We start from the raw sequence: 26,457 nt of genomic DNA on the forward strand, positions 1-26,457 counted from the left end.
TCATGATCGTTTGGAGTGTAGCTAATCAAAAAGGTGGGGTAGGTAAAACCACATCAACGGTGACGTTAGCTGGCTTATTGAGCCAAAAAGGTCACCGTGTCTTGATGGTGGATACCGATCCGCACGCGTCGCTGACGACTTATCTTGGTTATGATCCGGATGCAGTAACATCAAGCTTGTTCGATTTATTTCAAATTAAGACGTTCTCGCGTGAAACGGTAAAACCTTTGATCTTAAAGAGTCATCTTGAAGGCATAGATATCATACCGGCACATATGTCTCTTGCTACGCTGGATCGCGTAATGGGTAACCGCGGCGGAATGGGCTTGATCTTGAAGCGTGCATTACAAGTGATAGCTCAAGACTACGATTATGTATTAATAGACTGTCCGCCGATTCTTGGCGTGATGATGGTTAATGCATTAGCGGCCAGTGACCGTATTTTAATTCCGGTTCAAACTGAATTTTTGGCAATGAAGGGCTTGGAGCGCATGATTCGCACCTTGACCATCATGCAAAAGTCTCGTCCGGGTGGTTTCAAAGTGACTATCGTACCAACTATGTACGATAAGCGTACAAAAGCCTCACTGCAGACGCTGACTCAGCTTAAGAGGGATTACCCGGATCAGTATGGACTTCGGCGGTTCCGATTGACACCAAATTTCGCGATGCGAGCTTAAAACACTTACCAGCCTCGCATTTTGCGTCGGGCAGTCGTGGAGTCTTTGCTTATAAGCAACTGTTGGTGTATCTGGAGAGGCTAGCGTTTGATGAGCAATAACGACGTACTTTCCAGTGAACAGGCACTTGATGATTACTTCAGTGCATTGCTTGGTGAAGAAGTCGATGCCATTGAGCAAGAGGAAGAGTTTCACTCACCAGCTCAAGAACTATTATCTGCAGAGCCAGAGCCAGAGCCAGAGCCAGAGCCAGAGCCAGAGCCAGAGCCAGAGCCAGAGCCACTGCTGCAATATGCAGAACCGCAGCCTTATCAATCCAGTGATTCGTGCTCACCAGAGCTAGAAACGCCGGATCTAGACGATGTGCAACGGCTGCTTAGTCAGCTTGAGTCCACCAATGTGGTGGTAGGTTTGGACATCGATGACATTCTGGATAAGAACACCCTTGATATTGCGCCCGAAGCAAAAATCATGGAGCCAGAAGTTGATGCCGACACTGTGGTGGAAACTGTTGAAGAAATTCAAGAGTGGGTGATCGACGAAGAGCCGATACCTACTGTTGAGGTTGAGCAACCTGAGCCAGTCTGGGAGCAACCTGAAATTGAAAGGGTTGAGTCCTATGTTGATGTTGAAGTGGAGGGTGTAGACCACACAGAAACAGAACTGGAAACTAAAGCGGGATCAAAGTTACCGACTACTTGGGAGAACTCACAACGTAGTGCAGATTTTCAGGTGCTGTACTTTGATGTAAATGGCGTGACTTTTGCGGTGCCGCTTGATGAGTTAGGCGGGATTCATCGAATCACAGAACTGAGTCATTTGATAGGTCGCCCTGCTTGGTACCTAGGTTTACAAACCAGTCGTGAGCAGCAATTTGATGTTGTCGACACCGCAAAGTGGGTGATGGCGGATAAGCTTCATGACGAAAATTACAAAGATAACTACCAGTATGTCGTCATGCTTGGTGAAAGCATGTGGGGGCTGGCAAGTAACCAATTGATGGGTACTGAAACGCTTCATATCGATAAAGTCCGTTGGCGGGAGCAAGCAGGAAAACGCCCATGGCTAGCGGGCATGGTAAAAGAAAAAATGTGTGCTTTAATTCATGTCCAAGCACTTATAGACATGCTAAACGCTGGTTTAGATGTTAAATCACTGAATTAGATTTTTGGTCGGGGACGACATTAACGAGGATTGACTATGTCTCAAGCTTTTGAAGTAGAAGTGAAGAAAGATACATCGAACGACGAAGTTCTTCAGTGGGTGACGTTCCAACTAGAGGAAGAAACATACGGCATTAACGTGATGCAAGTTCGTGAAGTTCTTCGCTACACAGAAATTGCTCCAGTTCCGGGTGCGCCAGATTACGTGTTAGGTATTATCAACCTGCGTGGCAGCGTCGTAACGGTTATCGATACACGTTCACGCTTTGGCTTAATGGCTGGTGAAGTGACTGATAACACACGTATCATCGTGATTGAGTCTGAGCATCAAGTAATCGGTATCCTAGTAGATAGCGTTGCTGAAGTGGTTTACCTACGTTCTTCTGAGATCGATACCACTCCTTCTGTGGGTACAGAAGAAAGTGCGAAATTTATTCAAGGCGTGAGCAATCGTGATGGTAAGCTACTTATCCTTGTTGATTTGAACAAGTTACTAACAGATGACGAATGGAATGAAATGGCTCACCTGTAATTGGCTGATGAATCATGGTTGAAGAAACTTTCCAGTCATTGCCGTTTGTTTTATTCGGCGTCGCGATTGTCTTCTTTGTTCTGCTTTTACTTCAACTGCGCGTGCGTGCGGGTTTGCAAAAGCAGATTATTCAGCAACGCGCGCAATTGCGTCATGCGGAAAAAGAAGCACAAAAGCTGAACAAGCAACTGTTAGAAGTACGTTCTGTCGTGGTTGGCTTAGGTCAAAAAGTCACTGAACAACAAGATGTCATTCAACATTTCAATGAACGTATTCGAGAGCTTGAACACGCCGATACAGACGGGCGGCTGTACAGTAGAGCTTCAAAAATGGTCCAACTTGGTGCCGATATTAATGAGTTGATTGAAGAGTGTGAATTGCCTAAAGCAGAAGCGGAATTGATGTTGTCTTTGCAGAAAAAATTGGCAGGGAAAGAGAAAATTCCACCATTAAGCAGTCAACCACATGACACGCTGCTCCCTCCTTCTACTAGAAGACGTTAAGAAAAATAAAAAGAAGCTTCGGCTTCTTTTTATTTGCAAATTAGAAATTTACCATCACTCTCAGTTATTTTTGATGAAGTGTGAATATGAGTTAACAAAAACTCACGAACTTAAATACATCAACGCTTTCTTATCCTGTTTTGTCACATCTAAGCTGTGCTAATATAGCAACTCGTTCCTTTTTTAGTTGAAGCCCTATGTTAGAAGTCTCTAACCTAACTGCGATCCGTGATGACCGGGTCCTGTTTGAAAACCTGCAATTCGAAATCAAGCCTGGTGAGTTAGTCCAGATTGAAGGACGTAACGGTACAGGTAAAACCACATTATTGCGTATCGTGACAGGGTTAGGGGACAGAGAAGAGGGCATCATTAAGTGGAAAGGAGAAGAGGTTGAGAAATCTCGCGACGTATTCCATCAAGACTTGCTGTTCTTAGGGCATCAAACTGGCGTTAAACGCGAGCTGACCGCATTAGAAAACCTGCGTTTTTACCAATCTATTCACAATCATCGCTCCTCTGAAGAAGATATCTTTTCTGCACTTGCCCAAGTGGGGCTTGCAGGAAGAGAGGATGTACCTGTAGCACAGCTTTCAGCAGGCCAGCAACGTCGCGTGGCTTTAGCGAGGTTGTGGTTAAGCAATCAAATTCTGTGGATTTTGGATGAACCCCTCACTGCCATCGACAAACAAGGTGTCAAAGTACTAGAGTCGTTGTTTGCCCGTCATGCAGACAATGGCGGCATTGTTGTACTTACTACGCACCAAGACATGTTTGCAAACAGCCCGAAACTTAGAAAAATAAAACTGGGTGATTGATATGATTTCTGCCATGACTACCATTATTCGCCGTGAGCTTCTGATCGCATTTCGCCGTCAAGCAGACATCTTGAACCCGTTGTGGTTCTTCATCATAGTGATCACACTTTTCCCTCTCAGCATTGGTCCTGAGCCGAATTTGTTAGCGCGTATTGCTGCTGGCATCGTTTGGGTTGCAGCGTTGCTGTCTGCCTTATTATCATTAGAGCGCTTATTCCGTGATGATTATCAAGACGGTGGTCTTGAACAAATGATGCTGATGCCAATTCCATTGCAACTTGTGGTGGTTTCTAAGGTTGCCGCTCACTGGTTGCTGACAGGATTGCCTCTGATCTTGATCAGTCCATTGTTAGCCATTCTGCTTTCTCTTGACTTTAATACTTGGCTTTCTGTGGCACTGACACTAGCGATTGGCACGCCCACCTTGAGTTTTATCGGTGCTATTGGTGTGGCACTTACGGTTGGATTGCAAAAAGGCGGGGTGCTTTTGAGCTTGCTTATTCTCCCGCTTTACATTCCGATTTTAATTTTCGCTACATCTGCGATTGATGCTGCATCATTAGGTATGTCGTATAACGGACAACTGGCGATTTTAGGTGCAATGTTAATGGGGGCGATGACCCTCACACCATTTGCCATCAGCGCTGCACTGCGAGTTAGTGTTAACTAGAACAATAAGTGCGATTTAAGCGGCGTCAGATCAAAGAATTATTATTAAAGCACTGCTACGGTCTCGACCCTCTAGACAGTGCCCCTGAAGTAAGAGTGAGAACTTAACATGTGGAAATGGCTACATCCTTACGCCAAACCTGAAGCAGCTTATCACCTAAGTGGTAAGTTTTTACCTTGGTTTTCTGCATTGGCCCTTGTATGCCTAACAGCTGGTACTGTCTGGGGTCTTGCATTTGCGCCTTCTGATTACCAACAAGGCGACAGTTTTCGAATCATTTACATCCATGTCCCCGCGGCTATTTGGTCGATGGGCATTTACATGTCGATGGCCATTGCCGCATTTATCGGCTTGGTTTGGCAAGTGCGTCTATCAGACATGGCGGCACTGGCCATGGCGCCGATTGGTGCAGTATTCACTTTTATTGCTTTATTAACAGGAGCCGTGTGGGGAAAACCCATGTGGGGTACCTGGTGGGTGTGGGATGCGCGCCTTACTTCAGAGCTAATCCTGCTGTTTTTATACCTTGGCGTTATTGCGTTGTACCACGCGTTCGATGAGCAAAAGACCGCAGCGAAAGCGGCAGGTATTTTAGCTATCGTAGGGGTGGTTAACCTACCTATCATCCATTTCTCGGTAGAGTGGTGGAATACACTTCACCAAGGCGCGACGATTACTAAATTTGAAAAACCATCCATATCATCCAACATGCTCTGGCCTCTTTTGCTCAATATTTTTGGCTTTGCCTTCTTTTTTGGGGCAGTGACTATGGTGCGTTTTCGTAACGAAATTATCAGCAAAGAGAGTCACCGTCCTTGGGTGCGCAATCTCGCAGCTGAAAAAACTCAGCAGGGTAATTGATTATGCATTTTGATTCTCTTAGCGAACTCTTTGCCATGGGTGGGTATGCCTGGTATGTGTGGAGCGCGTTTGGTATCACCTTTTTATCTATGCTTATTCTTCTTATTTCTAGTGTCCGTCGTGGTGATGCACTGTTGAAAGAGGTGAAAAAGAAAATTGATCGTCAAGCGCGCATCGACGCGGCGAAGAATATGGAGAACACCTTATGAATCCGAGACGTAAAAAGAGGCTAGCTATTGTTTTAGCGATCTTTATCGGTATTAGTGCAACCATAGGTTTGATGCTTTACGCACTCAACCAAAACATGGACCTATTTTATACGCCTTCAGAATTGGTAAATGGCAAACCGGACGGTACGAAACCTGAGGTTGGGCAACGTCTGCGTATTGGTGGCATGGTCGTTGAAGGGTCGGTTCGCCGTGATCCTGAATCTCTTAAAGTGAGCTTTGATCTGCACGACGTGGGCCCGATAGTAACCATAGTATATGACGGTATCCTTCCCGATTTGTTCCGCGAGGGTCAAGGTATCGTTGCTCAAGGTGTTCTTGAAGACGCCACTACCGTAAAAGCGTTTGAAGTGTTGGCAAAACACGATGAAGAGTACATGCCACCTGAAATTGCAGAGGCAATGAAGAAGAATCATGAGCCTTTACAGTACACAACAGAACAGAAACAAGGAAGCGGCCAATGATTGCTGAAGTCGGTCACTTTGCCCTCATTATCTCGCTGGCAATGGCATTGTTGCTCAGCGCACTGCCATTATGGGGCGCATCTAATAACAACACAATGCTGATGAACACCGCCAGACCGCTTTCGTGGTCGATGTTTATCATGCTATTTTTTTCATTCGCGATACTCTGTTGGAGTTTTTACACCAACGATTTTACGTTGCAATACGTAGCGAGTAACTCAAACAGCCAACTTCCATGGTACTACCGTATAACGGCGGTTTGGGGTGCTCACGAAGGTTCGCTCTTACTTTGGGTTCTTATCCAAGCAATGTGGACAGTTGCTGTCGCGACGTTTAGTCGTGGCATGCCACAAGAGTCTGTCGCACGCGTACTTTCCGTGATGGGTATGATCTCTGTAGGTTTCCTGCTGTTCATTATCATTACCTCAAACCCATTTCTTCGCACGTTGCCGTTCTTCCCTGTCGATGGTCGTGATTTAAACCCGCTTCTTCAAGACCCCGGGTTGATCGTTCACCCCCCAATGCTTTACATGGGTTATGTGGGCTTTTCTGTTGCGTTCTCGTTTGCTATCGCATCTCTAATGACAGGCCGCCTTGATACGGCTTGGGCTCGTTGGTCTAGACCTTGGACAACGGCAGCATGGGTATTCCTAACGTTAGGTATTGCTCTCGGTTCTTGGTGGGCTTATTACGAACTTGGCTGGGGCGGTTGGTGGTTTTGGGACCCAGTAGAAAACGCATCGTTTATGCCTTGGTTGGCTGGCACCGCACTCATGCACTCTCTGGCAGTAACAGAAAAACGCGGTACCTTTAAAGCGTGGACAGTACTACTTGCTATTTCTGCATTCTCGCTCAGTTTATTGGGTACCTTCTTGGTCCGTTCCGGCATCTTGGTATCGGTACACGCGTTCGCATCAGATCCGTCTCGCGGTATGTTTATCCTAGCTTTCCTAGTGTTCGTCATCGGTGGTTCTCTCCTGCTATTTGCAGTGAAAGGGGCTGCGGTTCGTGTGCGTGGTAATTTTGATTTGGTATCGCGTGAAAACGCACTGCTGTCTAATAACGTGCTGCTAATTGCAGCACTTGTGGTGGTCCTTGTTGGTACCTTGCTGCCTTTAGTTCACAAACAGATTGGTTTGGGTTCGGTATCGATTGGTGCGCCATTCTTCGACATGTTGTTTGCATGGTTGATGATGCCGTTTGCTTTTCTATTGGGCATTGGCCCTATGATTCGCTGGAAGCGCGATAATCTATCTAAGCTTATTAAGCCAATGGTTATTTCTGGTGTGCTTGCTTTCGCGTTAGCTGCAGCATGTGTCTTTATGTTTGCTGACTTTTTCTCAGTGATGGCTTACATCGGCTGGGTGATGGCAATCTGGATCATCGCAATGCATGGTTTTGAATTGCATGAACGTGCAACGCACCGCCACCGTTTCACAGAAGGTGTTCGTAAACTTCAACGCAGTCACTGGGCAATGATGCTTGGCCACATTGGTCTTGCTGTTACTGTTATTGGTATTGCCATGGTGCAAAACTACAGTATTGAACGTGACGTGCGCTTGGCCCCCGGTGAGCACTTCAAGATTTACGGGTACGATTTTTACTTCTCGGGTCTACGTGACAAAGATGGTCCAAACTACGATGGTTATATCGCCGACTTCGAAATCACAAGTGATGGCAAATACGTAAATACCTTGCACGCGGAGAAACGCTTCTACAGTACGGCCAAGTCTATGATGACAGAGGCAGCCATCGACCGCGGCATCACACGTGACCTTTATATTGCGATGGGTGAGCGTCTGGACGACAACCGTTCTTGGGCGGTACGAATTTACTACAAACCATTCGTTCGTTGGATTTGGGCTGGTTCACTCATTATGGCTTTAGGTGGAGCACTAGCTATCTCTGATAGACGTTACCGCTTCCGCAAAACGGCTAAGAAAGATGAAAAATCAACACTAGCGGAGAAGGAGGCATAATAAATGAACAAGAAAGTCTTATTTATTCCATTGGTGGCCTTTATGGTGTTGGCGGGCATCTTCGCATCTCAGTTGGTCCGTAACCAAGAGGGCGATGACCCAACAAAATTGGAGTCTGTACTGGTCGGTAAACCAGTGCCTGAGTTTCATCTTGAGGATTTGGCTGAACCGGGTAAGCAATACGATCAATCGATTTTCAAAGGGGAACCTTTACTGCTCAATGTATGGGCAACTTGGTGTCCAACCTGTTACGCAGAGCACAAATATCTCAACGAGCTTGCCGGTAAAGGGGTGAAGCTTATTGGTATGAACTACAAAGATGATCGCAATAAAGCGGTCGGATGGTTAAATGATTTAGGTAACCCATATCTGATCAGCTTGTTTGATGGTAGTGGTATGTTGGGTCTAGATCTTGGTGTGTATGGTGCTCCAGAAACCTTTGTTATTGATGCAAACGGCGTCATTCGTTACCGCCATGTTGGCGACGTAAACCCTCGCAACTGGGCGGAAAAACTCGAGCCGCTCTACAACAAATTGGTTGAGGAGGCGAAGCAATGAGAAAGTTTATTCTAGCGGCAGTGTCTGCAATGATATTTTCTTTCGCTGCCCACGCAGCGATTGAAGTGTACGAGTTTGACAACCTAGAGCAAGAACAGCAGTTTAAAGAGCTAGGGCACACTCTGCGTTGTCCAAAATGTCAAAACAACACCATCTCAGATTCGAACGCGCAATTAGCTCAAGACTTACGCCACAAGGTGTATGAAATGACGAAAGAGGGCAAATCGAAGAGTGAGATTGTTGATTACATGATTGCTCGCTACGGAAACTTTGTTACTTACAACCCACCGTTTACTTTTGCCACTGCGATTCTGTGGCTAGGCCCACTAGCAGTCGTGCTCGGCGGCTTTGGTTTGATCGTGCTACGTAGCCGAAAATCAAAGGCAGAGTTAGTTCATACAAGTAATGAAGATTGGGACGAAGAGAAGGAAGCGCGCCTCAAATCATTGCTTGATGAAGAGAACAACGGAGATAAGAAGTAATGACACTGTTTTGGGTTTCCACTATTGTTCTTACACTTGTAGCGTGTGCACTGATTGCGATGCCACTGCTAAAGCAAAAAGCCAACAATGATGAAGTGTTGCGTGATGAGCTCAACAAAGCGTTCTACAAAGACCGTCTGTCGGAGCTTGCCGAAGAGACAGACGAAGGTCTGGTTGAAAGTGAAGATGACCTGATTTCGGATCTAAAGCAATCACTCCTTGACGATATTCCAAGTGATAAAACGCAAAAAGAGACCAAGGTTTCTCCAATTGCTGTATTGGTTTCTTCTGTGATTTTAACTGTGGTATTGAGTTACGGCTTATATTACAAGTTTGGCGCCTCGCAGGATGTGGTTCAGTGGCAAGAAGTTAACGCTAATCTCCCTGAGCTCTCTAAAAAGCTGATGTCTGCGGCGTCTGAACCGCTTAGTGAAGACGAAATGGCAGACTTGTCTTTGGCATTACGTACTCGCCTGCAATACCAACCTGAAGATTCAACGGGTTGGTTGCTTCTTGGTCGTATTGCTTTGGCCAATCGTGATGTGACGACGTCAATTGATGCGATGGAGAAAGCGTACGGGCTAGAGCCAAAGGATCCTGATATTCAACTTGGCTACGCGCAGGCTCTGATGCTTTCTCAAGACGAAGTGGAACAGGCCACAGCCCGCTCTCTGCTTGGTAAGTTGATGCAGCAAGATTACGTGGACTTACGTGTATTCTCGCTACTTGCGTTTGATGCGTTCGAGCGTCAAGACTTCCCTGCGGCGATTAAATACTGGGGCATTATGCAGCAAATGATTGGCTCAGAAGACAGCCGTTATGAAATGCTAGGTCGCAGTATCGAAAGTGCTCGCAAGCGAATGGGGGAAGCGGTTTCGCCAGATAAGAGCGTGGCAGTGACGATTAACATCGCTGAAAAAGCCCAGTTGGATCCAAACGCAGTACTGATTGTGTCGGTTCATCGCGCTGATGGTTCCCCCATGCCAGTTGCGGCGGCTCGTTACCCATTGGGGACCTTCCCTCGTACTGTGGTATTAGATGATGGTAACGCAATGATGGATGGTCAGAAGCTGTCTTCACTGGATAAGTTGATTGTCCGCGCTCGCGTTGACTCTGATGGTAACGTTGCGACTCGTGATCAAGATTGGCACGGTGAAAGCGCTGTGGTGGATTTTGGTCAGCCAGTTGAAGTGATGATCGATAAACAGTATCAATAAACACAATCATTTTTGATACTTATTACTTAGTGGGCGACGTGTCAGTTTTGTGGTATGACTGGCGACAATCGAGTAGAATAAATAAAGGTCAGCAATTGCTGACCTTTATTTATATACCCAAGTAACTTTTTTCTGTGTTAAAGCCACGAAAACGAAGGTTTCTTAGGTATATCAATAGTCGTTATGGAACTAAGAATGTATCACAAGGTTAAATCCATCTTTTTTTTGCTGTTTGCAGTTGGACTGGTTGGCTGTTCAAGTGTGCCTGAGGAGGCAGTAAATGAGGAAAACGAAACGAATCAATCAACTTCTGATGCTTATGATCCATTAGAAGGCTTCAACCGCGTAATGTGGGATGTCAACTACGACTATCTGGACCCGTACTTGGTTCGCCCAATCTCCCTTGCTTACGTCGATTATACGCCTACGCCTATTCGCTCAGGTATTGCTAATTTCTTAGCGAACTTAGATGAACCGGCAAGTATGATAAACAACCTTGTGATGGGGAATGGCACCAAAGCCGTTGATCATTTTAACCGCTTTTGGATTAACTCGACGTTCGGTATTTTTGGCTTGTTCGATATCGCAACGGCTGCTGGTATCACCAAATACGATAATAAAGAGTTCAGTAGCGTAGTAGGGCACTACGGTGTTGGCAATGGCCCATACGTAATGGTGCCTGGTTACGGACCGTACACGTTGCGTGAAGTAACAGATACAGTCGACGGTATGTATGTACCTCTGTCCTACCTTAACTTCTGGGCTGGTCTAGGTAAATGGGCACTAGAGGGGATGGAGAAGCGAGCGCTATTGGTTTCTCAAGAAGCGCAACTTGACTCGTCACCAGATCCTTATGTGCTAGCACGTGATGTGTATCTGCAGCGCCAAGATTTTCAGGCGGAACTCAACAACCTTGATGAAGTCGATGATGAAGAAGAAGCATACTTAGATGAGTACTTAGAAGAAGATTTCTAAACGCTTAAATAAATTGCGAAAAAAGGCTTGGTTTTCACCAAGCCTTTTTTTCATCGGTCACTTTCTTGTATCGATAATTTTGTTCAGATTAGAAGGTGTAGTTCGCTTGAACACCGATTAGCCATACGTTACCTGTTACTTCACCAGTAAACGCGCCGCCTAAAATAGCAGCTGAATTATCAGATGCATCGCGAGGTTCCTTGATGGAAGCGTCTTTAGCAAAGATGTAAGTAAAGCCAGCGTCTAGCGTTAGGTTTTTAGACCATTCGTAGCCTGCACCAACACTTAGCCATAGACGATCTGTTTCTGGAATAGTGGTCGTGCGGTATTTGTCATCAACCGCTGACATGTCATAAGCAACACCAGAACGTAGCACTAATTTGTTGTCGGCTTGGTAGGTAGCACCAACGGCAAAGCGGTAGTTATCTTCCCAGTTTTCAGATTTGATGAGATTAGAAGAGTCAGGGAAATCCGCCACTAGCTCTTTAAAGCTGCTCCAATCTGTCCAATTAATACTTGTATGTACTGCTAGTCGGTCATTTAGTTGGTGGAAGCTTGCTAGTTCCGCTGTTGCTGGCAATGTTAAGTCCATTGAGCCCGCTTTTTGAGCGTTATGGTTCGTTTGTTTGAACGCCAAACCTATCGCGTGACCTTGCAGTGTGAGATCAACAGCTGATTTGTAAGCGAAGCCAAGGCGGTTATCTTGGTTGATTTGCCAAGCCGCACCCACTTGCCATCCCCAAGTTGTGTCATCACCTTCCATGTATTTTAGGGTTTGCCCCGGTAGGTTAGGTTTAACCGCTCCTACTTGAGGAGGTACTACCGCCCCAATACTGCCATCTGCCATTATGTATCGAAGTCCACCACCGACACTGAGTTTTTCGTTTAGTTTGTAAGCCGCGTTTAGGTTTGCTTCCATAGACGTTACGCTTGCTTGGTTACCAAAATGAGACGCACCAAAGTCTTTACCTAGATCGGTTTCCATACCGTAGTTAGTACCGAATGCTAGACCAAGCGCGAACTTCTCGTTGTATTGATGAGATAGGTAGAAGTTTGGAATGACTGCATCATGAGCGAAGTCGTCTGAAGATGCAGGGATATTCTTACCATAGAAATTTACATTGCCTTCTACATCAATGTTTGGGTTTACGTAGATTGCGCCAACAGACACTTGTGTCCCTTTTAGGTATGTAAGCATTGCTGGGTTACGCCATTGTGCGCCCGCGTTATCAGCCATTGCGGCTTCACCAGCGTACGCGCGACCTAGGCCAGTTGCAGAGTATTCTGCAAGTTGGAAGCCCGCAGCGTTTACAACGCCTGAAGTGCTTAATAGGCCGAATGCCACTGCTGCTGAAAGAAGAGTCTTGTTGGTTTTCATTGTAATGTTCGCTGAGTTATTGATAACGTGAGGCGCAAGTTTACGTTTAGAGTTATTGCTTTAAAAATGAAAAGCCAACAAAACAGCCTTTTTAGGCTAATTATCTATTTATTTGAATCTATATAGAACAACTCTCTAACTGTAATGGCTGTGTAAAAACAATTCAGCGAACACTTGTTAGTTATAATCGAGGCTTTGAGTACACATGTGCGCTCAAATTGAGTGAAGGTAACCGATAGATAAGAAAAAGGCTGGAATTCCAGCCTTTTAAATAGTGTGCTTACATTAGCATGTTTGGTCGTGCTTAGAAGCTGCGGCTGTACTGTAAGCCGAATAGAATCGCATTTGCACGAGTTGTGGCTTCGATCGTCGATAGGCTACCACCGATAGGGTTCGGAGTAGACTCGCTCACACTAACATCATCGCCAAGTAGGTAGGTAAAGCCGATATCTACGTTCGATTTGTTGTCGATGTGGTAAGTTGCACCCGCTGAGAACCATTGACGATCTGAGTCTGGAACAGAGATAGACGTTGTTTCATCTTGAGCACTAGTGTCGTACATGTAGCCAGCGCGTAGCGTCCAGTCAGTGTTCATGTAGTACGTACCACCAATAGAGTAGTGCCAGCCATCTTGCCAGTTATATTCGTTTAGTGGTGCCGTCGAGCCATTGATTGTTGCATCTAGCGTGTCAAATGCTTTCCAACCAATGTATTGGATGCTGTAGTGGACAGCAAACTGAGTATCTTGAATTTTGTGGTAGCCAGAGAATTCTGCGATATCTGGTAGAGGCATGTGCAGTTTGCCGTTGCTATCTGCGTTAACTGAATATTCGACATCGCCTTCTGCTTCGATCTCTGGGCTGTAACGGTAAGAAAGACCAAAACGGTTATTCTCGTCTAGTTCAAAGACAGTACCAACGTTAAAGCCAACACCAAAACCTGATGCATCCGCTTTAACTAGAGTTGTTCCTTGTGAAACTGGCATTACACAGTTACCAGAGATAGCTGCGATACACATACCATTACCAGCATAACGCTCTAGTTTACCCGCACCGTAAATTAGATCGATACCAGCACCAAAGCTCCATTGGTCATTTAGACGGTAAGAACCAGCAATACCAACGTTTACACTTTTAACGTCAGTTAGGCCACCGTACTCAGACCAAGATAGGTTGTTCGAGAAGTCAGTTTTGGTACCGAAGTTAGAGTATGCGTTTACGCCCCATGCAAACTTGTCGTTTACTGGCACGATAAGGTGGATGTTCGGTGCAACTGAAGTGCCACCAGCATCATCGTAAGACTCTGCTGCTGAGCCGTTATATTGAACGCCTTTTGCAGTGATATCAGTGGTGATAGTTTCAAAACCTAGCGACAGTTCCATTTTGTCAAATAGCGCCATTGCTGCTGGGTTACGAGACATTACCGATGCGTTATCTGCAATTACCGCATCACCGGCGAATGCACGACCGATACCCGTCGCTGATTGTGCGTTTATTTGGAAACCAGCTGCCATTGCTTGGCCTGATGCCATTGCAACCGTTACTGCTACGAGAGTCTTTTTAAACAGACGCGTGTTCTGAGTCATTTTTTATTCCTTATGGGTTTCGTCTCTTTGGACGATAAGTTGAGCTTTCGCTCAGTGGCGCAGATAGTAGTATTAAGAGTGGACCATACAAATCCGACCATTGGATAAATTTGAATAAAAATTGTAGAAATGATGTCTAAATGTCGGGAAATTGCATCTAAAGTGCATATTTTAGAGTCTTGGCTCTAAAATGGATAATTATAGTGAATGGTTTTTTGGTTATACATAAGCGAAAAGCCGCTAGATTATGAAATTTAGCGGCTTTTAAATCAATAGTTGTAGAGTTTTACTGAAAGTTATTACATCGGCTTCATCATGGGTGCCAGTTTAGCCGCAATAGCGTCAATGTCTTCGCCGTTGCTGCCAACAAGAATCATGCTGGCGTTACCGACTGGTTTCACTACGCCTGTCATACCATCTTTATCAAAATCGACTTTTTGGTCGCTCTTCACATCAGTCACAAACATGGTCACTTTACCTTTGTTTCCTTGGAACACGACATGTAAAGCATTATTCGAATCACCAAAGCCACAATGATTTAAGTAGTAAACATGGTATGGAAAATCACCATTGATCTGATAATGGAAAGGCATCATTTTCGCATTTACTTGCTTATTCGAAACATCCTCATCGATGTTACTGACAAAAGGTGCTTCTGCGACTACGTGTTTCATTGCTGTATCAGCGAGACTTGCTTGCGCTGGAGAGACAATAATATTGCCCCAATTAATTTGACCTACCAGTAGGCCCGCAGTAAACGCAACTGATGCGGCCAGTGCCATCGCTTTACGAGCAAAATTAGGCCTGACGACTTTTTCTTCATCTAATACACTCGATGTCTGGTTAAACAAAATTTTATCAGCAAGATCTTCAGGTACGTCAACATTCATGGCTTGCTGTATTTTCAGGTCGAGATCCAAAACGTCATCAGCAAACTTACTGTTGGCATCGTTCTTCGCCAACGCTCGCAGAAGCTCTTCATCCTTTTGTTTTGGATCCGACAAAATACGACGACGAAATTCTAAATCATCCATTTTTTTGTCCTCTCTGAGTATCTTGAGAATCCAACATCTCTTTTAATTGGTTACGTGCGCGAAATAGACGTGTCATTACTGTGTTTTTGTTTAGATCAAGAATATTGCCGATTTCTTCTCCACTGAAACCGCCGACAACCTGAAGAAACAAAGGCTCACGGTATTCAACATCAAGCTTCATGATCTGAGCTTGAAGCCATTCTTGCTGGTGATGTGGGTCATCGCTGACTTTAGCATCGTTGCTGTGATCATCGATATCAACCAAATCAAATTGTTTACGTTCGAAGCGGCGGGCGTTTTCTCGTCTTAAAATAGTAATAAGCCAAGATTTAGCGGCCTTTTCATCTTGAAGACTATCCAGTGACTTCCAAGCGCGCAGACAGGTTTCTTGCACCAGGTCTTCTGCAATGGTCTTGTCTTTGCACAGCCAATAGGCGTAGCGATACAAGTCTCTATGATAGCCCCGAACCAGAGCTTCGTATTTTCTTTGTCTGTCCATATCAGAGTTGACCGGACTGCTGGAACTTTTCTTTCCAAACATTTTGAATATTGCCACAGGGGTCTCCGTCTTGCTCTGTGAGGTTATTTCTACCAGCTGCGTGTGGCCGTTTTGATTATATACTAAGTAGTTTAGCAGGAGCACAATATACTGTCATACAATCAGAGACTTATTTGCAGTGGTAGCGGTTGATTCTATATCATTTCAATGGGATGTTGCTTCGCATATAGATTAACTACCAGACGAATTGAATGGTTAGACGATCAGCCGTTATAAGCACTTTGTTCTGGATGGAATTCGTAAAATCGACATAAAATTGATCTATTTCAATATCTCGTGAAGTGAGGCGGCTATAGTAAGCCTTGTCATCTAGTTAGTCATGACGACTAGCATGTTGAGCAAGATGACACTTCCTTTTGAAGGCTGACTTTACTTTCTCCTAATCAGGAAACTGATTAACTTTACAATTGGCGTAAGTTGATTGTTTTATATATATTCCGACCACACAGTTTTGTGTGGTTTTTTTTTCTTCAAATTTACCTCCCGCACACTTATTCTTACCTTTACGTACTATAGTTAATCGTTCTTAATTGCTGAATAATCAATGAACTAGATCAATAGATCTACACGCTTCACGTTTATTTAAACGCACGTTTGATAAATTTAACAAACTGATTACAATGACATCAGGTCAGACCTCTTGTATTTAAGGAGAAACAATGGGCAAGCAGGAAGTGAAAACTCGCCACGGTGAACGTGTTGCTATTGTCGCAGGGCTACGAACCCCCTTCGCTCGTCAAAGCACTGAGTTCAGCCAAGTGCCAGCGGTGGATTTAGGCAAAATGGTAGTGAGCGAAATGCTTGCTCGTACAAACATTGACCCGAAACTCATCGAACAAGTGGTGTTTGGACAGGTCGTTCAAATGCCAGAAGCACCGAACATTGCGCGTGAAATCGTACTTGGCACGGGAATGCACATTCATACCGACGCGTACAGCGTGACTCGTGCGTGTGCGACCAGCTTCCAAGCGGCAGTGAACGTTGCAGAGAGTATCATGGCGGGCAGCATCGACATTGGTATCGCAGGTGGTGCGGATTCTTCATCTGTCCTGCCAATCGGTGTTTCGAAGAAACTTGCTGCTAACTTACTCGCGCTAAGCAAAACCAAAACGCTGGGTCAAAAACTTAACGTTCTCAAGAAACTCAGCGTTAAAGACTTGATGCCTGTTCCCCCAGCAGTGGCGGAGTATTCCACTGGGCTATCAATGGGCCAGACTGCCGAGCAAATGGCGAAGTCACACGGTATTACTCGTGCAGAGCAAGACGCGTTAGCGCACCGTTCTCACTCTCTAGCTTCGCAAGCTTGGAAAGACGGCAAGATTCAAGACGAAGTGATGACCGCCTTCCCGGAACCTTACAAGAAGTGGATCTCTGAAGATAACAACATTCGCCATGACTCGACATTAGAAGGATACGCAAAACTGCGTCCAGCTTTTGATCGTCAATACGGCAGCGTAACAGCAGCGAACAGTACGCCACTAACCGATGGTGGTGCAGCAGTGATGCTAATGCGTGAAGGTAAAGCGAAAGAGCTTGGCTTGGAAATTCTTGGCTTTATCCGTGGTTATGCGTTTTCTGCTATCGGTGTAGAAATGGATATGCTGATGGGGCCGACGTACGCAACAGCAAAAGTGCTGGAGAATACCGGCCTAGAGCTATCAGACTTGACGCTTATTGATATGCACGAAGCGTTTGCTGCGCAAGCACTTGCCAATGTGAAGATGTTTGCTTGTGATAAATTTGCCCAAGAAAATCTAGGTCGCTCGAAAGCGATAGGTGAAATTGACATGGATAAGTTCAATGTTCTAGGCGGCTCGATTGCTTACGGTCACCCCTTTGCCGCAACAGGCGCGCGTATGATGACGCAAACACTGCGTGAGCTTAAACGTCGTGGTGGTGGTCTTGCGCTGAATACAGCATGTGCAGCGGGTGGTCTCGGTGCAGCAATGATTTTGGAGGTTGAGTAATGAGCGAGCAAAAAGCATTTAGTCTAAAGATTGATGAGCAGAACATTGCTTGGCTAGCCATCGATGTGCCGAACGAGAAAATGAATACGCTGCAAGCCGCATTTGCAGATGAGATGAAGGAGATCTTCGCTCAACTACAAGATACCAGTGGTGTGAAAGGGATGATCATTCATTCTCTAAAACCGGATAACTTTGTTGCAGGTGCCGACGTTCGCATGCTTGAGGCGTGTACGACGGCGACTGAAGCGCAAGCGCTTGCTAAGCAAGGTCAAGATTTATTCCAACAGCTATCCGACTTGCCTTATCCAGTTGTTGCTGCAATCCATGGTCCGTGCCTTGGCGGCGGTTTAGAGCTTGCGCTAGCGTGTGATTATCGCGTGTGTACTGATTCGGATAAAACACGTCTGGGTCTTCCAGAAGTGCAACTTGGTCTGCTGCCAGGCTCTGGTGGTACTCAGCGTCTTCCGCGCTTGATTGGTCTGTTACCTTCCTTGGATTTAATCCTTACTGGTAAACAACTGCGAGCAAAGAAAGCGAAAAAGTTGGGCGTGGTTGACGCATGTGTGCCAGAGACTGTGTTGCTTGATGTCGCGAAGATGCATGTCGAGAAAGGGAAGAACAAGGGCAATAAGAAACAATCGACAAAAGAGAAGTTGGTCTCGGGTAGTGGTTTAGGTCGTAAATTTGTATTTGAGCAAGCTGCGAAAAAAACCAATAAAAAGACCCGTGGCAACTACCCAGCGACCGTTGCGATTCTAGAAGTGATTCAGCATGGTCTGGAAAAAGGCTTTGCGCAAGGTCAAGAGCTTGAAGCTAAACGCTTTGGCGAATTGGTGATGAGTTCAGAATCGAAAGCATTACGTTCTATCTTCTTTGCTACGACGGAAATGAAGAAAGAAAACGGCGCGGAAGCCGATCCAGTTGCTATCAACAAAGTTGGTGTGTTGGGTGGTGGTTTAATGGGGGCAGGCATCAGCCATGTGTCTGTTGCGAAAGCGAAGGTGCCAGTTCGCATTAAGGACGTCAGTAATGACGGTGTGCTAAACGCGCTGAACTACAACTATAAGTTGTTCGAAAAGCAGCGCAAGAAACGTATCATCTCCAAAGCCGACCTCCAATCTAAGATGCTGCAACTTTCGGGTGGTACTGACTTCACAAGCTTCAAGCATATTGATGTCGTCATAGAGGCGGTTTTTGAAGATCTCAACCTGAAACAGACAATGGTTGCGGAAATTGAAGCGAATGCAAAACCAAACACTATCTTTGCGACCAATACGTCTTCTCTACCAATCCACCGAATTGCGGAAAAAGCAGACCGCCCTGAAAACATCGTTGGTTTGCATTACTTCAGTCCTGTAGAGAAAATGCCGTTGGTGGAAGTGATTCCTCATGAAACTACGTCAGAAGAGACCATTTCTACGGTTGTTGCGCTGGCGAAGAAGCAGGGTAAAACGCCGATCGTTGTCAAAGACAAAGCGGGCTTTTACGTAAATCGTATCCTTGCACCTTACATGAACGAAGCCGCGCATATCTTGCTGGCAAATGAGCCAATCGAGCAACTCGACAATGCCTTACTCGATTTTGGCTTTCCAGTCGGGCCAATTACCTTGCTTGATGAAGTCGGTGTCGATATTGGTGCGAAGATCATTCCGATTTTGGTTAATGAGTTGGGTGAGCGATTCAAAGGTCCAGAGGTCTTTGACACACTGTTGAACGATGGTCGTAAAGGTCGTAAGAGTGGCAAAGGGTTTTACACCTACAAGGGTAAGAAGAAAGAAGTTGATAAGTCCATTTACAAGTTGTTGAACCTGACACCAGAATCGAAGCTGAGAGACACCGACATTGCGTTGCGCTGTGTACTGCCAATGTTGAATGAGGCGGTTCGCTGCTTGGATGATGGCATCATTCGTTCACCACGTGATGGCGATATAGGTGCGATTTTTGGTATTGGTTTCCCACCATTCCTAGGTGGTCCATTCCGTTATATGGATCAATTCGGTTTGATAGAACTGGTTGAGAAAATGAATGAATTTGCATCGAAATACGGCGATCGTTACGCGCCTTGTGATGGTCTATTAACTCGAGCGGGTGAAGGTCGTAATTTCTACTGATCATCGCTCTCTACGATTCAGTAATAAGGCTTGCGTGATGCAAGCCTTTTTATTTGAGTGCTAAAAACAAAATTTATCCGAGCCCAAAGTCTTTCGGGCGCAGTTGAAATTCGTCAATTGAACCAATTTCTTGTCCAAGAGTGATGCGAGGGGCATCTTGATGAGCGGTGCCTTGTGAATGCATCACCAAGCGATTGGCGGTTCGGGGTTTTAGTTCGTTGACCACAAAACGGATCATGTCCGTGCGAGTCAACTCTTTAAGCTCATCCAACACTTTTTCACGTTGGTTAAAGTCGGTATCTTTGTTGCCAACCGCTACCCATAGACGCTGTGCTCGACCACGTAATGTCGTATCAGGCGTTGCAATTTGGTTCCATAGCCCACGCTTACTGCTATGCCATTGGTATTCATTAAGCTCCAATAGCACCATGTAAAATGCATTTAAAAACTCATCGATTGAGGTCACCAGTTCGGCTGGCGCAGCACTCGGTGACTGCACGTAAAGTACAATACCCGGATGACGGTTTAGGGGCATGTTTCCCGTACCAACCATGTAGCCTAACTGTTGTTTGGTTCGGATCTCGTGGAAGAAGGTTGCCGACATTAAGTGATTCGCCAAGGAATAAAGTGCGATATTATGCGGTGAAATGTCTTCACATTGATGATAAATCACCACCGCTGAGTCTTGCTGGTTACAGTTTACTTCACGTTGAAAACTGCCGTTTTTACCCAGCATGACGAGGGGACGCAGCGCTTCTTCGTAATGTTGTTCTTTCACGCGCAGTGCATCTTTAAGTGTGCTAGCCATGTCATGGGCTTGTTGACGCTGCCAGTCTCCGTAAACAAACATCTCGACATGAAGCTCAGCAAGAATCGATTCGACAAACACTGACAGTTCATCCACTTCAATCTCTTCCAATGCTTCACTCAGTACTGCAAAAGGTGGGTTGTTAGGTTGAAGTAACCCAGTTAGCGCATTGAAAAGCTGTGAAATAGGGCGATCTTGTGATGAATTTCGCCAATTTCGCAGTAGTTGCTGTTTAATGGTTTCAAATCGCTCTGGGCTGAACTCACGCGCAGCAAAGCGATGCAGGATCACTTGTAAAAGTTGAGGTAACTTCTGGCTAAATCCCGACAATGTAAGCGTAACGCCACCCTGATGCGCATACATGTTGTAACCCATGCCTGCGATTTCGGCTTGATAAGTTTCTTCCGCCAACGAGTCGAGGAACATTTCGACACACAGGCGAGTTTTCACGATATTTTTCGGTGATGCTACAGCGTGGGTACTGTCGATTGCGACGTAAACGACACCTTTTGGTACTCGGAACTCTCCGTCTTGTAGATGCCATAGTCGGAAACCTTCGAGATCTTCAACCAATTCTGGCAATGAACCGCCGTTTTCAAATGGTTTTGGGTCGAGGTCATAACAAATGTATGGGTTTTTCTCGGGAAGAACAAACTGCCAGCTCGGATCGATTTGTTGATAGAAACGGCATTGCTCTGCACTAAACGGTGTCACCGAGTAAGGTGTGAAATACCATTCTGCGTTTTGGCGGTACTCTAGCCCTTTTGCAATTAAGGTGATGCGAACATTTTCAACCGAGAGGTACTGTAATAATGAACGTTGAAGTTTTTCATCATAACCCGTCATCTTATAGTCACCATAAACCGTGTCTTCCGGTTGATAGTGCTGCATGTTGATCACCAGATGGCTGACCAAATCCATCGGGCGAGATGGCTCTTGGAAGCGGAAAGCGGATTCCAGTACGGCTTGCTTCTCCTTGTAACGCCATTCATCCATACCATCTTGTTTGATCATGGTGAGGTATTGGAACACCGCTTGAACGATGTCGTCGATACAATCTAAGCCTCTTGGTGTTAATGTGCAGCTTACGGTGAAATCACGGTAATTGCTGCCACTTGCCCCGCCCCCTGCCGAAAGAGAGGTAATCCAGCCTTTTTCTTTCAATTGCAGCATCAGACTGCCACGACCCTCATAACCCAGTAAATGAGCAAAATAGGAGAGGGGCTTCACGCTATAGTGTGCATCCATTCCCGGCATTGGAAAGGTGAGGATCAGCTTTCGGAGCTCTTTGATTGGCTCGACTTGAACCAAGATGCCCGTGCTTTCTTCGGTGTTAATAGGGACATCAATCGACTTGCCGCGAAGCTGGTGGTTTGGAATGCCCGAAAACATGATTTCTACCCACGCTTGCTGCTCATCAAGAGATTGCGGACCAAACGAAGTCAGCGTCATCAAATCTGCAGAATACTGCGATTGATGAAACTCAACAATCTCGTCGCGAATTGATTTTTCGCCCCGATCACAAAGCGTCTCTAAGTTGCCGACAGAGAATTTTGAAAAAGGGTGCTTTGGATTGATGACTTCTTTATTTACCTGATAGAGGCGTCGAGAGTCGTCATTAAGTTTGAGGCGGTATTCGGAATCGACGGCTTGGCGTTCTTTGTCTAACGCCTCTTCATTAAACAAGGGGGCAGCAAAAAATTGACTAAAGCGATCAAGTGCACCTTCAAAAGCGTTGGGCGTCACATCGAAGAAAAAACACGTATGTTCGGTTCCTGTCCAAGCATTATTGGCGCCACCATGTTGGCTAATATAACTTTGAAACTCGCCCACTTTAGGGTATTTTTCCGTACCCAAAAAAAGCATATGTTCTAGATAATGCGCCAGACCTTGACGATCGATCGGATCATCGAAGTGTCCAACGTTTACCGCTAGAGCTGCTGCCGATTGTTGAGCTGTATCGGAATGAATTAGCAACACACGCAGACCATTGCTCAATGTAATGTAGCGGTATTGATTTGAATCGTTTGGACTTAAGTGCACGATGCGTCTCCAGATTTCGCATTACGGTAGTTACTATCCTCGTGTGAGGGGCGCAGGTCTGCGCTTTGATAAATACTGCTTGCCGCGTTTTTGTTATTCGTAAGAGTACTGCATAAGCCCGCTAGCTAATGCTAAAGGGTTCGAGCTATTTGAAGGAATGCTCTGAGTCCATGACTTCATCGTAGAATGTGATGAACAGTTATTCATTTTAATAGATTGTTAAGAAAGTCGCTGTCTTTAGCAAGCGAATTGGTATAATAAATCGTTAATTATATCAGTATTTCTGTTTCGACTTTATTAAAGCAAGCTAGCTATGTGTATAAAGATAGCAGCCAACCTTTTGGTAGCGTTAGCTATCCCTAGGAAATAACATGAAAATATTTATCTTGCGTCACGGTGAGGCGGAGAATTTTGCGAACACCGACGCAGAAAGACAACTGACTCCAAGAGGCAGAACTGAATCGGAAGCCGTTGCCCAAGCGTGTAAAGCGCGTGGTTTTGCTCATTTCGACAAAGTATTGGTGAGTCCGTACATTCGAGCGCAACAGACTTGGCAAGAAACCAGCGCGCATTTTTCGGCCAAAAGCATCCAAACGTGTGAAGACATCACGCCTTACGGTCAATCCGACCAAGTGTTTGATTTCGCTAATGCGATGATTGATGTGGAGAAGATAGAGACTTTGCTATTTGTGTCGCACTTGCCGCTTGTGGGCTATCTTACTTCGGAATTTGTCAAAGACATGACACCGCCTATGTTCCCAACATCTGGCCTGGTGTGCATTGAGTTTGATCCGCAAACACAACGCGGTGAAGTACTGTGGCATAGCAAGCCGTAGTAAGCGAAATTCCATGGCGATTAAACGAAAGGCAGGATCACCCTGCCTTTTTTATTTTTGCACATTCGTCAAATACTTTTTGAAATCGGGGGCGAGGTTATTTCTCCGGTATAGACAGCAACACCAGTAGAGCGCCATCTCCACCAAATTCCAAAGGTGCTTGGTGAAACGCCATCACATCCGGATGCTGAGCCAACCAAAGTGGTGCTTTCTGTTTTAATATGTGCTTACCGATGCCGTGTTGAACACACGCACAGTGGATTTCATTTTTAACGCAGTACGCAATCATCGCACCGAGTTCACGCTTGGCTTCTTGTTGTGTCATTCCATGCATATCAAGGAACACGTCTGGTACGTACACCCCACGACGAAGGCGTTTCACCTCATAGGTAGACACATCGTCGCGTGCATAGCGAGTGGGGCCTTCTGCATTTAACATTGGAACGAACTCATCGGAAAAGTAAAACTCAGAGTCACTCGCTTCACGGCCTGAGCGTTTGATTTCTTTTTGTTGAGAATTATTTTTTGGTCGCTGGATTATGGTATCCTGTCGCAACTTTTTTACGCCCTTTACTTCATCTTTAAACAAGGCGAAATCGTCATCATGTTCGGTGTCTTTTTTGCTCATTGGGTAAATATTTTAAGTTTGTAAGTTTATGGCAGTATTGTAGCGCTTTTCGGAGGCAATTTTGGATAAGATTTTTGTAGAAGAGGCGGTATCGGAGCTCCATACCCTTCAAGATATGATTCGTTGGACGGTAAGCCGCTTTAACGCAGCCAACCTGTTTTACGGTCATGGCACTGATAATGCCTGGGATGAAGCGGTACAGTTGATCCTGCCAACATTATATTTGCCGATTGACTTGCCTCCGCACGTATTGAATTCTCGCCTAACGACCAGTGAGCGCCTGCGTATCGTTGAGCGGGTTGTAAAACGCATTAATGAGCGTACACCAACGGCATACCTAACCAATAAAGCTTGGTTCTGTGGCCTAGAGTTCTTCGTTGATGAGCGTGTACTTGTGCCACGTTCTCCAATCGGTGAATTGATTCAAGCGGAATTCCAACCTTGGCTTGTCGAAGAGCCAACTCGCATTATGGACCTGTGTACCGGTTCCGGCTGTATTGCGATTGCTTGTGCGCACGCATTCCCTGACGCAGAAGTTGATGCGATCGACATTTCTACAGACGCTCTACAAGTGGCTGAGCAAAACGTACAAGATCACGGCATGGAGCAGCAAGTATTCCCAATTCGCTCTGACTTGTTCCGTGACCTTGCAAAAGAGCAGTACAACCTGATCGTGTCTAACCCACCTTACGTGGACGAAGAGGACATGAATAGTCTTCCAGACGAGTTCACGCACGAGCCTGAGCTTGGACTAGCAGCTGGTACTGACGGTCTGAAACTGGTTCGCCGTATTCTTGCTAACGCACCTGACTACCTAACAGACAATGGCATTCTTGTGTGTGAAGTCGGCAACTCCATGGTCCATATGATGGAACAATACCCACAAATTCCATTCACCTGGATTGAATTCGAGCACGGTGGCCACGGCGTATTCATGCTTACGCGCGATCAACTGGTTGAATGCGCAGAAGAGTTTAAACTGTACAAAGACTAAGCCTGTCGAAAACAGCGGTTAAACATAATGACAACACCGAGCCCAGTGCTCGGTGTTTTTTTATCCGTTTCGCACTGAACTCTGAAAATTAAGCTTGTTTCGTTTTTTCCGCCAAATTGGCCTTTACATCAAAACGTAATATCGCCACTATGATTTCACGAAGAATTGAAAAGCAGTTACGCTCATGGAGAGCGTTGCGACAATAATTTGAGGAAGTAATGGCAGGAAACAGTATCGGACAACATTTTCGGGTGACGACATTCGGAGAAAGTCACGGTATCGCACTCGGATGTATCGTAGATGGATGCCCACCAGGTTTGGAAATCACTGAGGCAGATCTGCAAACGGATCTCGACCGTCGCCGTCCAGGCACATCACGTTACACTACCCAGCGTCGTGAACCGGACGAAGTAAAAATTCTTTCTGGCGTATTTGAAGGTCAAACCACAGGTACTTCAATTGGTCTGATGATTGAGAACACAGATCAGCGTTCTAAAGACTACTCAGACATAAAAGATAAGTTCCGCCCAGGACACGCTGATTACACTTACCACCAGAAATATGGTGTGCGGGATTATCGAGGTGGCGGCCGTTCGTCTGCTCGTGAAACCGCAATGCGTGTGGCGGCCGGTGCGATCGCGAAGAAATACTTGAAAGATGAGTTTGGGGTTGAAATTCGCGCTTATTTATCGCAAATGGGCGACGTTTCAATCGATAAAGTGGATTGGAATGAAATCGAAAACAACGCCTTCTTCTGTCCAGACGCCGATAAAGTGGAGGCGTTTGATCAGCTAATACGCGATCTGAAGAAAGAAGGCGACTCCATTGGCGCTAAAATTCAAGTAGTGGCAACGAATGTACCTGTTGGCCTCGGTGAACCTGTCTTTGACCGTTTGGATGCAGACATCGCGCACGCGCTCATGAGCATCAACGCGGTAAAAGGCGTTGAAATTGGCGACGGTTTTGATGTGGTAAACCAAAAAGGCAGTGAGCATCGTGATACGCTTTCTCCAGATGGCTTCGGTAGTAATCATGCGGGTGGCATTCTTGGCGGTATCTCTACCGGCCAAGAGATTGTTGCGAATATCGCACTCAAACCAACGTCAAGCATTACGGTCCCAGGTGAAACCATCACTAAAGAAGGCGAGCCCACTCAGTTGATCACAAAAGGTCGTCACGACCCATGTGTGGGCATCCGCGCCGTGCCTATCGCTGAAGCGATGCTGGCTATTGTCGTTATGGATCATTTACTGCGTCATCGTGGTCAAAACCATGGTGTACAAACCGAGACACCAAAGATTTAAGTGGCAAGTGTATCTCGATAGAAAAACAAAAGGCTGCTCACTGAGCAGCCTTTTTTCACGTCTTTTCAATAGGTTTTATAATTC

The 26,457-nt window shown here is 45.7% G+C and carries 24 protein-coding genes and 1 pseudogene; 19 read left to right on the forward strand and 6 right to left on the reverse strand.

Annotation, left to right across the window (positions count from 1 at the left end):
- The first annotated feature begins 2 nt into the window (after positions 1-2).
- The 14 genes and pseudogenes from AND4_RS08490 (at position 3) to AND4_RS08555 (ending at position 11,126) form a co-directional block, all read left to right on the forward strand.
- Positions 3-781: pseudogene (locus AND4_RS08490) on the forward strand (ParA family protein).
- Positions 771-1,844, forward strand: a complete 1,074-nt coding sequence (locus AND4_RS08495; protein WP_009842546.1) for a chemotaxis protein CheW — start codon at positions 771-773, stop codon at positions 1,842-1,844. Before AND4_RS08490 ends, AND4_RS08495 begins: the two are co-directional and overlap by 11 nt.
- Before the next feature lie 36 nt (positions 1,845-1,880).
- On the forward strand, positions 1,881-2,375 hold the full coding sequence (locus AND4_RS08500; RefSeq protein ID WP_009842547.1) for a chemotaxis protein CheW: 495 nt from the start codon (positions 1,881-1,883) through the stop codon (positions 2,373-2,375).
- A gap of 14 nt (positions 2,376-2,389) precedes the next feature.
- On the forward strand, positions 2,390-2,878 hold the full coding sequence (locus AND4_RS08505; RefSeq protein WP_009842548.1) for a DUF2802 domain-containing protein: 489 nt from the start codon (positions 2,390-2,392) through the stop codon (positions 2,876-2,878).
- A gap of 197 nt (positions 2,879-3,075) precedes the next feature.
- Positions 3,076-3,693: a cytochrome c biogenesis heme-transporting ATPase CcmA gene (gene ccmA / locus AND4_RS08510; protein ID WP_009842549.1), complete on the forward strand. Its 618-nt coding sequence runs from the start codon at positions 3,076-3,078 to the stop codon at positions 3,691-3,693.
- A gap of 1 nt (position 3,694) precedes the next feature.
- Positions 3,695-4,363, forward strand: a complete 669-nt coding sequence (ccmB, locus tag AND4_RS08515; RefSeq protein WP_043991570.1) for a heme exporter protein CcmB — start codon at positions 3,695-3,697, stop codon at positions 4,361-4,363.
- A 108-nt stretch (positions 4,364-4,471) separates the two neighbouring features.
- Positions 4,472-5,224 carry a heme ABC transporter permease gene (locus tag AND4_RS08520; protein ID WP_009842551.1) on the forward strand — a complete coding sequence of 251 codons (753 nt, stop codon included), beginning with the start codon at positions 4,472-4,474 and terminating at the stop codon, positions 5,222-5,224.
- A 2-nt stretch (positions 5,225-5,226) separates the two neighbouring features.
- Positions 5,227-5,433, forward strand: a complete 207-nt coding sequence (gene ccmD, locus AND4_RS08525) for a heme exporter protein CcmD (RefSeq protein WP_009842552.1) — start codon at positions 5,227-5,229, stop codon at positions 5,431-5,433.
- The gene (gene ccmE / locus AND4_RS08530) at positions 5,430-5,915 is read left to right on the forward strand and encodes a cytochrome c maturation protein CcmE (RefSeq protein ID WP_009842553.1); all 486 of its coding nucleotides are present in this window, start codon (positions 5,430-5,432) and stop codon (positions 5,913-5,915) included. Before ccmD ends, ccmE begins: the two co-directional genes overlap by 4 nt.
- A complete protein-coding gene (locus AND4_RS08535) occupies positions 5,912-7,894 on the forward strand; it encodes a heme lyase CcmF/NrfE family subunit (protein ID WP_009842554.1) in 1,983 nt (660 codons plus the stop codon). The genes ccmE and AND4_RS08535 overlap by 4 nt, the downstream gene beginning before the upstream one ends.
- 3 nt (positions 7,895-7,897) lie before the next feature.
- Positions 7,898-8,452 carry a DsbE family thiol:disulfide interchange protein gene (locus tag AND4_RS08540; protein WP_009842556.1) on the forward strand — a complete coding sequence of 185 codons (555 nt, stop codon included), beginning with the start codon at positions 7,898-7,900 and terminating at the stop codon, positions 8,450-8,452.
- Complete coding sequence (locus tag AND4_RS08545) at positions 8,449-8,934, forward strand: cytochrome c-type biogenesis protein (RefSeq protein ID WP_009842557.1); 486 nt, start codon at positions 8,449-8,451, stop codon at positions 8,932-8,934. Before AND4_RS08540 ends, AND4_RS08545 begins: the two co-directional genes overlap by 4 nt.
- Positions 8,934-10,151: a c-type cytochrome biogenesis protein CcmI gene (gene ccmI, locus AND4_RS08550; RefSeq protein ID WP_009842558.1), complete on the forward strand. Its 1,218-nt coding sequence runs from the start codon at positions 8,934-8,936 to the stop codon at positions 10,149-10,151. The genes AND4_RS08545 and ccmI overlap by 1 nt, the downstream gene beginning before the upstream one ends.
- 195 nt (positions 10,152-10,346) lie before the next feature.
- Positions 10,347-11,126: an MlaA family lipoprotein gene (locus AND4_RS08555; protein ID WP_009842559.1), complete on the forward strand. Its 780-nt coding sequence runs from the start codon at positions 10,347-10,349 to the stop codon at positions 11,124-11,126.
- 88 nt (positions 11,127-11,214) lie between these two features.
- On the opposite strand, the gene AND4_RS08560 is transcribed toward AND4_RS08555, so the two are convergent.
- The 4 genes from AND4_RS08560 to AND4_RS08575 all read right to left on the reverse strand — a co-directional run bounded on the left by AND4_RS08560 (position 11,215) and on the right by AND4_RS08575 (position 15,664).
- A complete protein-coding gene (locus AND4_RS08560) occupies positions 11,215-12,504 on the reverse strand; it encodes an outer membrane protein transport protein (protein ID WP_009842560.1) in 1,290 nt (429 codons plus the stop codon).
- 304 nt (positions 12,505-12,808) lie between these two features.
- Positions 12,809-14,089: an outer membrane protein transport protein gene (locus tag AND4_RS08565; RefSeq protein ID WP_009842561.1), complete on the reverse strand. Its 1,281-nt coding sequence runs from the start codon at positions 14,087-14,089 to the stop codon at positions 12,809-12,811.
- A gap of 299 nt (positions 14,090-14,388) precedes the next feature.
- On the reverse strand, positions 14,389-15,123 hold the full coding sequence (locus tag AND4_RS08570; RefSeq protein ID WP_009842562.1) for a DUF3379 domain-containing protein: 735 nt from the start codon (positions 15,121-15,123) through the stop codon (positions 14,389-14,391).
- Positions 15,116-15,664 carry a sigma-70 family RNA polymerase sigma factor gene (locus tag AND4_RS08575; protein ID WP_086026805.1) on the reverse strand — a complete coding sequence of 183 codons (549 nt, stop codon included), beginning with the start codon at positions 15,662-15,664 and terminating at the stop codon, positions 15,116-15,118. The genes AND4_RS08570 and AND4_RS08575 overlap by 8 nt, the downstream gene beginning before the upstream one ends.
- A gap of 677 nt (positions 15,665-16,341) precedes the next feature.
- On the opposite strand from AND4_RS08575, the gene fadI reads away from it, so the two are divergent.
- Complete coding sequence (gene fadI / locus AND4_RS08580; RefSeq protein WP_009842564.1) at positions 16,342-17,649, forward strand: acetyl-CoA C-acyltransferase FadI; 1,308 nt, start codon at positions 16,342-16,344, stop codon at positions 17,647-17,649.
- Positions 17,649-19,760: a fatty acid oxidation complex subunit alpha FadJ gene (fadJ, locus tag AND4_RS08585; protein WP_009842565.1), complete on the forward strand. Its 2,112-nt coding sequence runs from the start codon at positions 17,649-17,651 to the stop codon at positions 19,758-19,760. Before fadI ends, fadJ begins: the two co-directional genes overlap by 1 nt.
- 73 nt (positions 19,761-19,833) lie before the next feature.
- Here the strand turns inward: fadJ and AND4_RS08590 are convergent, their stop codons facing one another.
- Complete coding sequence (locus AND4_RS08590; RefSeq protein WP_009842566.1) at positions 19,834-22,611, reverse strand: insulinase family protein; 2,778 nt, start codon at positions 22,609-22,611, stop codon at positions 19,834-19,836.
- 371 nt (positions 22,612-22,982) lie between these two features.
- Here AND4_RS08590 and sixA point away from each other — a divergent pair, with 371 nt between their 5' ends.
- Positions 22,983-23,447, forward strand: a complete 465-nt coding sequence (gene sixA / locus AND4_RS08595; RefSeq protein WP_009842567.1) for a phosphohistidine phosphatase SixA — start codon at positions 22,983-22,985, stop codon at positions 23,445-23,447.
- A 97-nt stretch (positions 23,448-23,544) separates the two neighbouring features.
- Here the strand turns inward: sixA and smrB are convergent, their stop codons facing one another.
- Positions 23,545-24,075, reverse strand: a complete 531-nt coding sequence (smrB, locus tag AND4_RS08600; protein WP_009842568.1) for an endonuclease SmrB — start codon at positions 24,073-24,075, stop codon at positions 23,545-23,547.
- 61 nt (positions 24,076-24,136) lie between these two features.
- Between smrB and prmB the strand changes: the two genes are divergently transcribed.
- Positions 24,137-25,069 carry a 50S ribosomal protein L3 N(5)-glutamine methyltransferase gene (prmB, locus tag AND4_RS08605; RefSeq protein WP_009842569.1) on the forward strand — a complete coding sequence of 311 codons (933 nt, stop codon included), beginning with the start codon at positions 24,137-24,139 and terminating at the stop codon, positions 25,067-25,069.
- A 218-nt stretch (positions 25,070-25,287) separates the two neighbouring features.
- On the forward strand, positions 25,288-26,373 hold the full coding sequence (aroC, locus tag AND4_RS08610; RefSeq protein ID WP_009842570.1) for a chorismate synthase: 1,086 nt from the start codon (positions 25,288-25,290) through the stop codon (positions 26,371-26,373).
- Positions 26,374-26,457: the final 84 nt, after the last annotated feature.

This window comes from Vibrio sp. AND4 (genome assembly GCF_000171815.1).
Lineage (GTDB): Bacteria > Pseudomonadota > Gammaproteobacteria > Enterobacterales > Vibrionaceae > Vibrio.

Excerpts from the sequence above, each read along its gene's own strand:
- AND4_RS08520 (WP_009842551.1), top strand. The coding sequence starts at position 4,472 with ATGTGGAAATGGCTACATCCTTACGCCAAACCTGAAGCAGCTTATCAC.
- AND4_RS08505 (WP_009842548.1), top strand. The coding sequence starts at position 2,390 with ATGGTTGAAGAAACTTTCCAGTCATTGCCGTTTGTTTTATTCGGCGTC.
- smrB (WP_009842568.1), bottom strand. The coding sequence starts at position 24,075 with ATGAGCAAAAAAGACACCGAACATGATGACGATTTCGCCTTGTTTAAA.
- fadI (WP_009842564.1), top strand. The coding sequence starts at position 16,342 with ATGGGCAAGCAGGAAGTGAAAACTCGCCACGGTGAACGTGTTGCTATT.
- sixA (WP_009842567.1), top strand. The coding sequence starts at position 22,983 with ATGAAAATATTTATCTTGCGTCACGGTGAGGCGGAGAATTTTGCGAAC.
- AND4_RS08540 (WP_009842556.1), top strand. The coding sequence starts at position 7,898 with ATGAACAAGAAAGTCTTATTTATTCCATTGGTGGCCTTTATGGTGTTG.
- ccmB (WP_043991570.1), top strand. The coding sequence starts at position 3,695 with ATGATTTCTGCCATGACTACCATTATTCGCCGTGAGCTTCTGATCGCA.
- ccmE (WP_009842553.1), top strand. The coding sequence starts at position 5,430 with ATGAATCCGAGACGTAAAAAGAGGCTAGCTATTGTTTTAGCGATCTTT.
- fadJ (WP_009842565.1), top strand. The coding sequence starts at position 17,649 with ATGAGCGAGCAAAAAGCATTTAGTCTAAAGATTGATGAGCAGAACATT.
- AND4_RS08560 (WP_009842560.1), bottom strand. The coding sequence starts at position 12,504 with ATGAAAACCAACAAGACTCTTCTTTCAGCAGCAGTGGCATTCGGCCTA.
- AND4_RS08570 (WP_009842562.1), bottom strand. The coding sequence starts at position 15,123 with ATGGATGATTTAGAATTTCGTCGTCGTATTTTGTCGGATCCAAAACAA.
- ccmA (WP_009842549.1), top strand. The coding sequence starts at position 3,076 with ATGTTAGAAGTCTCTAACCTAACTGCGATCCGTGATGACCGGGTCCTG.
- aroC (WP_009842570.1), top strand. The coding sequence starts at position 25,288 with ATGGCAGGAAACAGTATCGGACAACATTTTCGGGTGACGACATTCGGA.
- AND4_RS08565 (WP_009842561.1), bottom strand. The coding sequence starts at position 14,089 with ATGACTCAGAACACGCGTCTGTTTAAAAAGACTCTCGTAGCAGTAACG.
- AND4_RS08535 (WP_009842554.1), top strand. The coding sequence starts at position 5,912 with ATGATTGCTGAAGTCGGTCACTTTGCCCTCATTATCTCGCTGGCAATG.
- AND4_RS08495 (WP_009842546.1), top strand. The coding sequence starts at position 771 with ATGAGCAATAACGACGTACTTTCCAGTGAACAGGCACTTGATGATTAC.
- AND4_RS08575 (WP_086026805.1), bottom strand. The coding sequence starts at position 15,664 with ATGTTTGGAAAGAAAAGTTCCAGCAGTCCGGTCAACTCTGATATGGAC.
- ccmD (WP_009842552.1), top strand. The coding sequence starts at position 5,227 with ATGCATTTTGATTCTCTTAGCGAACTCTTTGCCATGGGTGGGTATGCC.
- AND4_RS08555 (WP_009842559.1), top strand. The coding sequence starts at position 10,347 with ATGTATCACAAGGTTAAATCCATCTTTTTTTTGCTGTTTGCAGTTGGA.
- ccmI (WP_009842558.1), top strand. The coding sequence starts at position 8,934 with ATGACACTGTTTTGGGTTTCCACTATTGTTCTTACACTTGTAGCGTGT.
- AND4_RS08500 (WP_009842547.1), top strand. The coding sequence starts at position 1,881 with ATGTCTCAAGCTTTTGAAGTAGAAGTGAAGAAAGATACATCGAACGAC.
- AND4_RS08545 (WP_009842557.1), top strand. The coding sequence starts at position 8,449 with ATGAGAAAGTTTATTCTAGCGGCAGTGTCTGCAATGATATTTTCTTTC.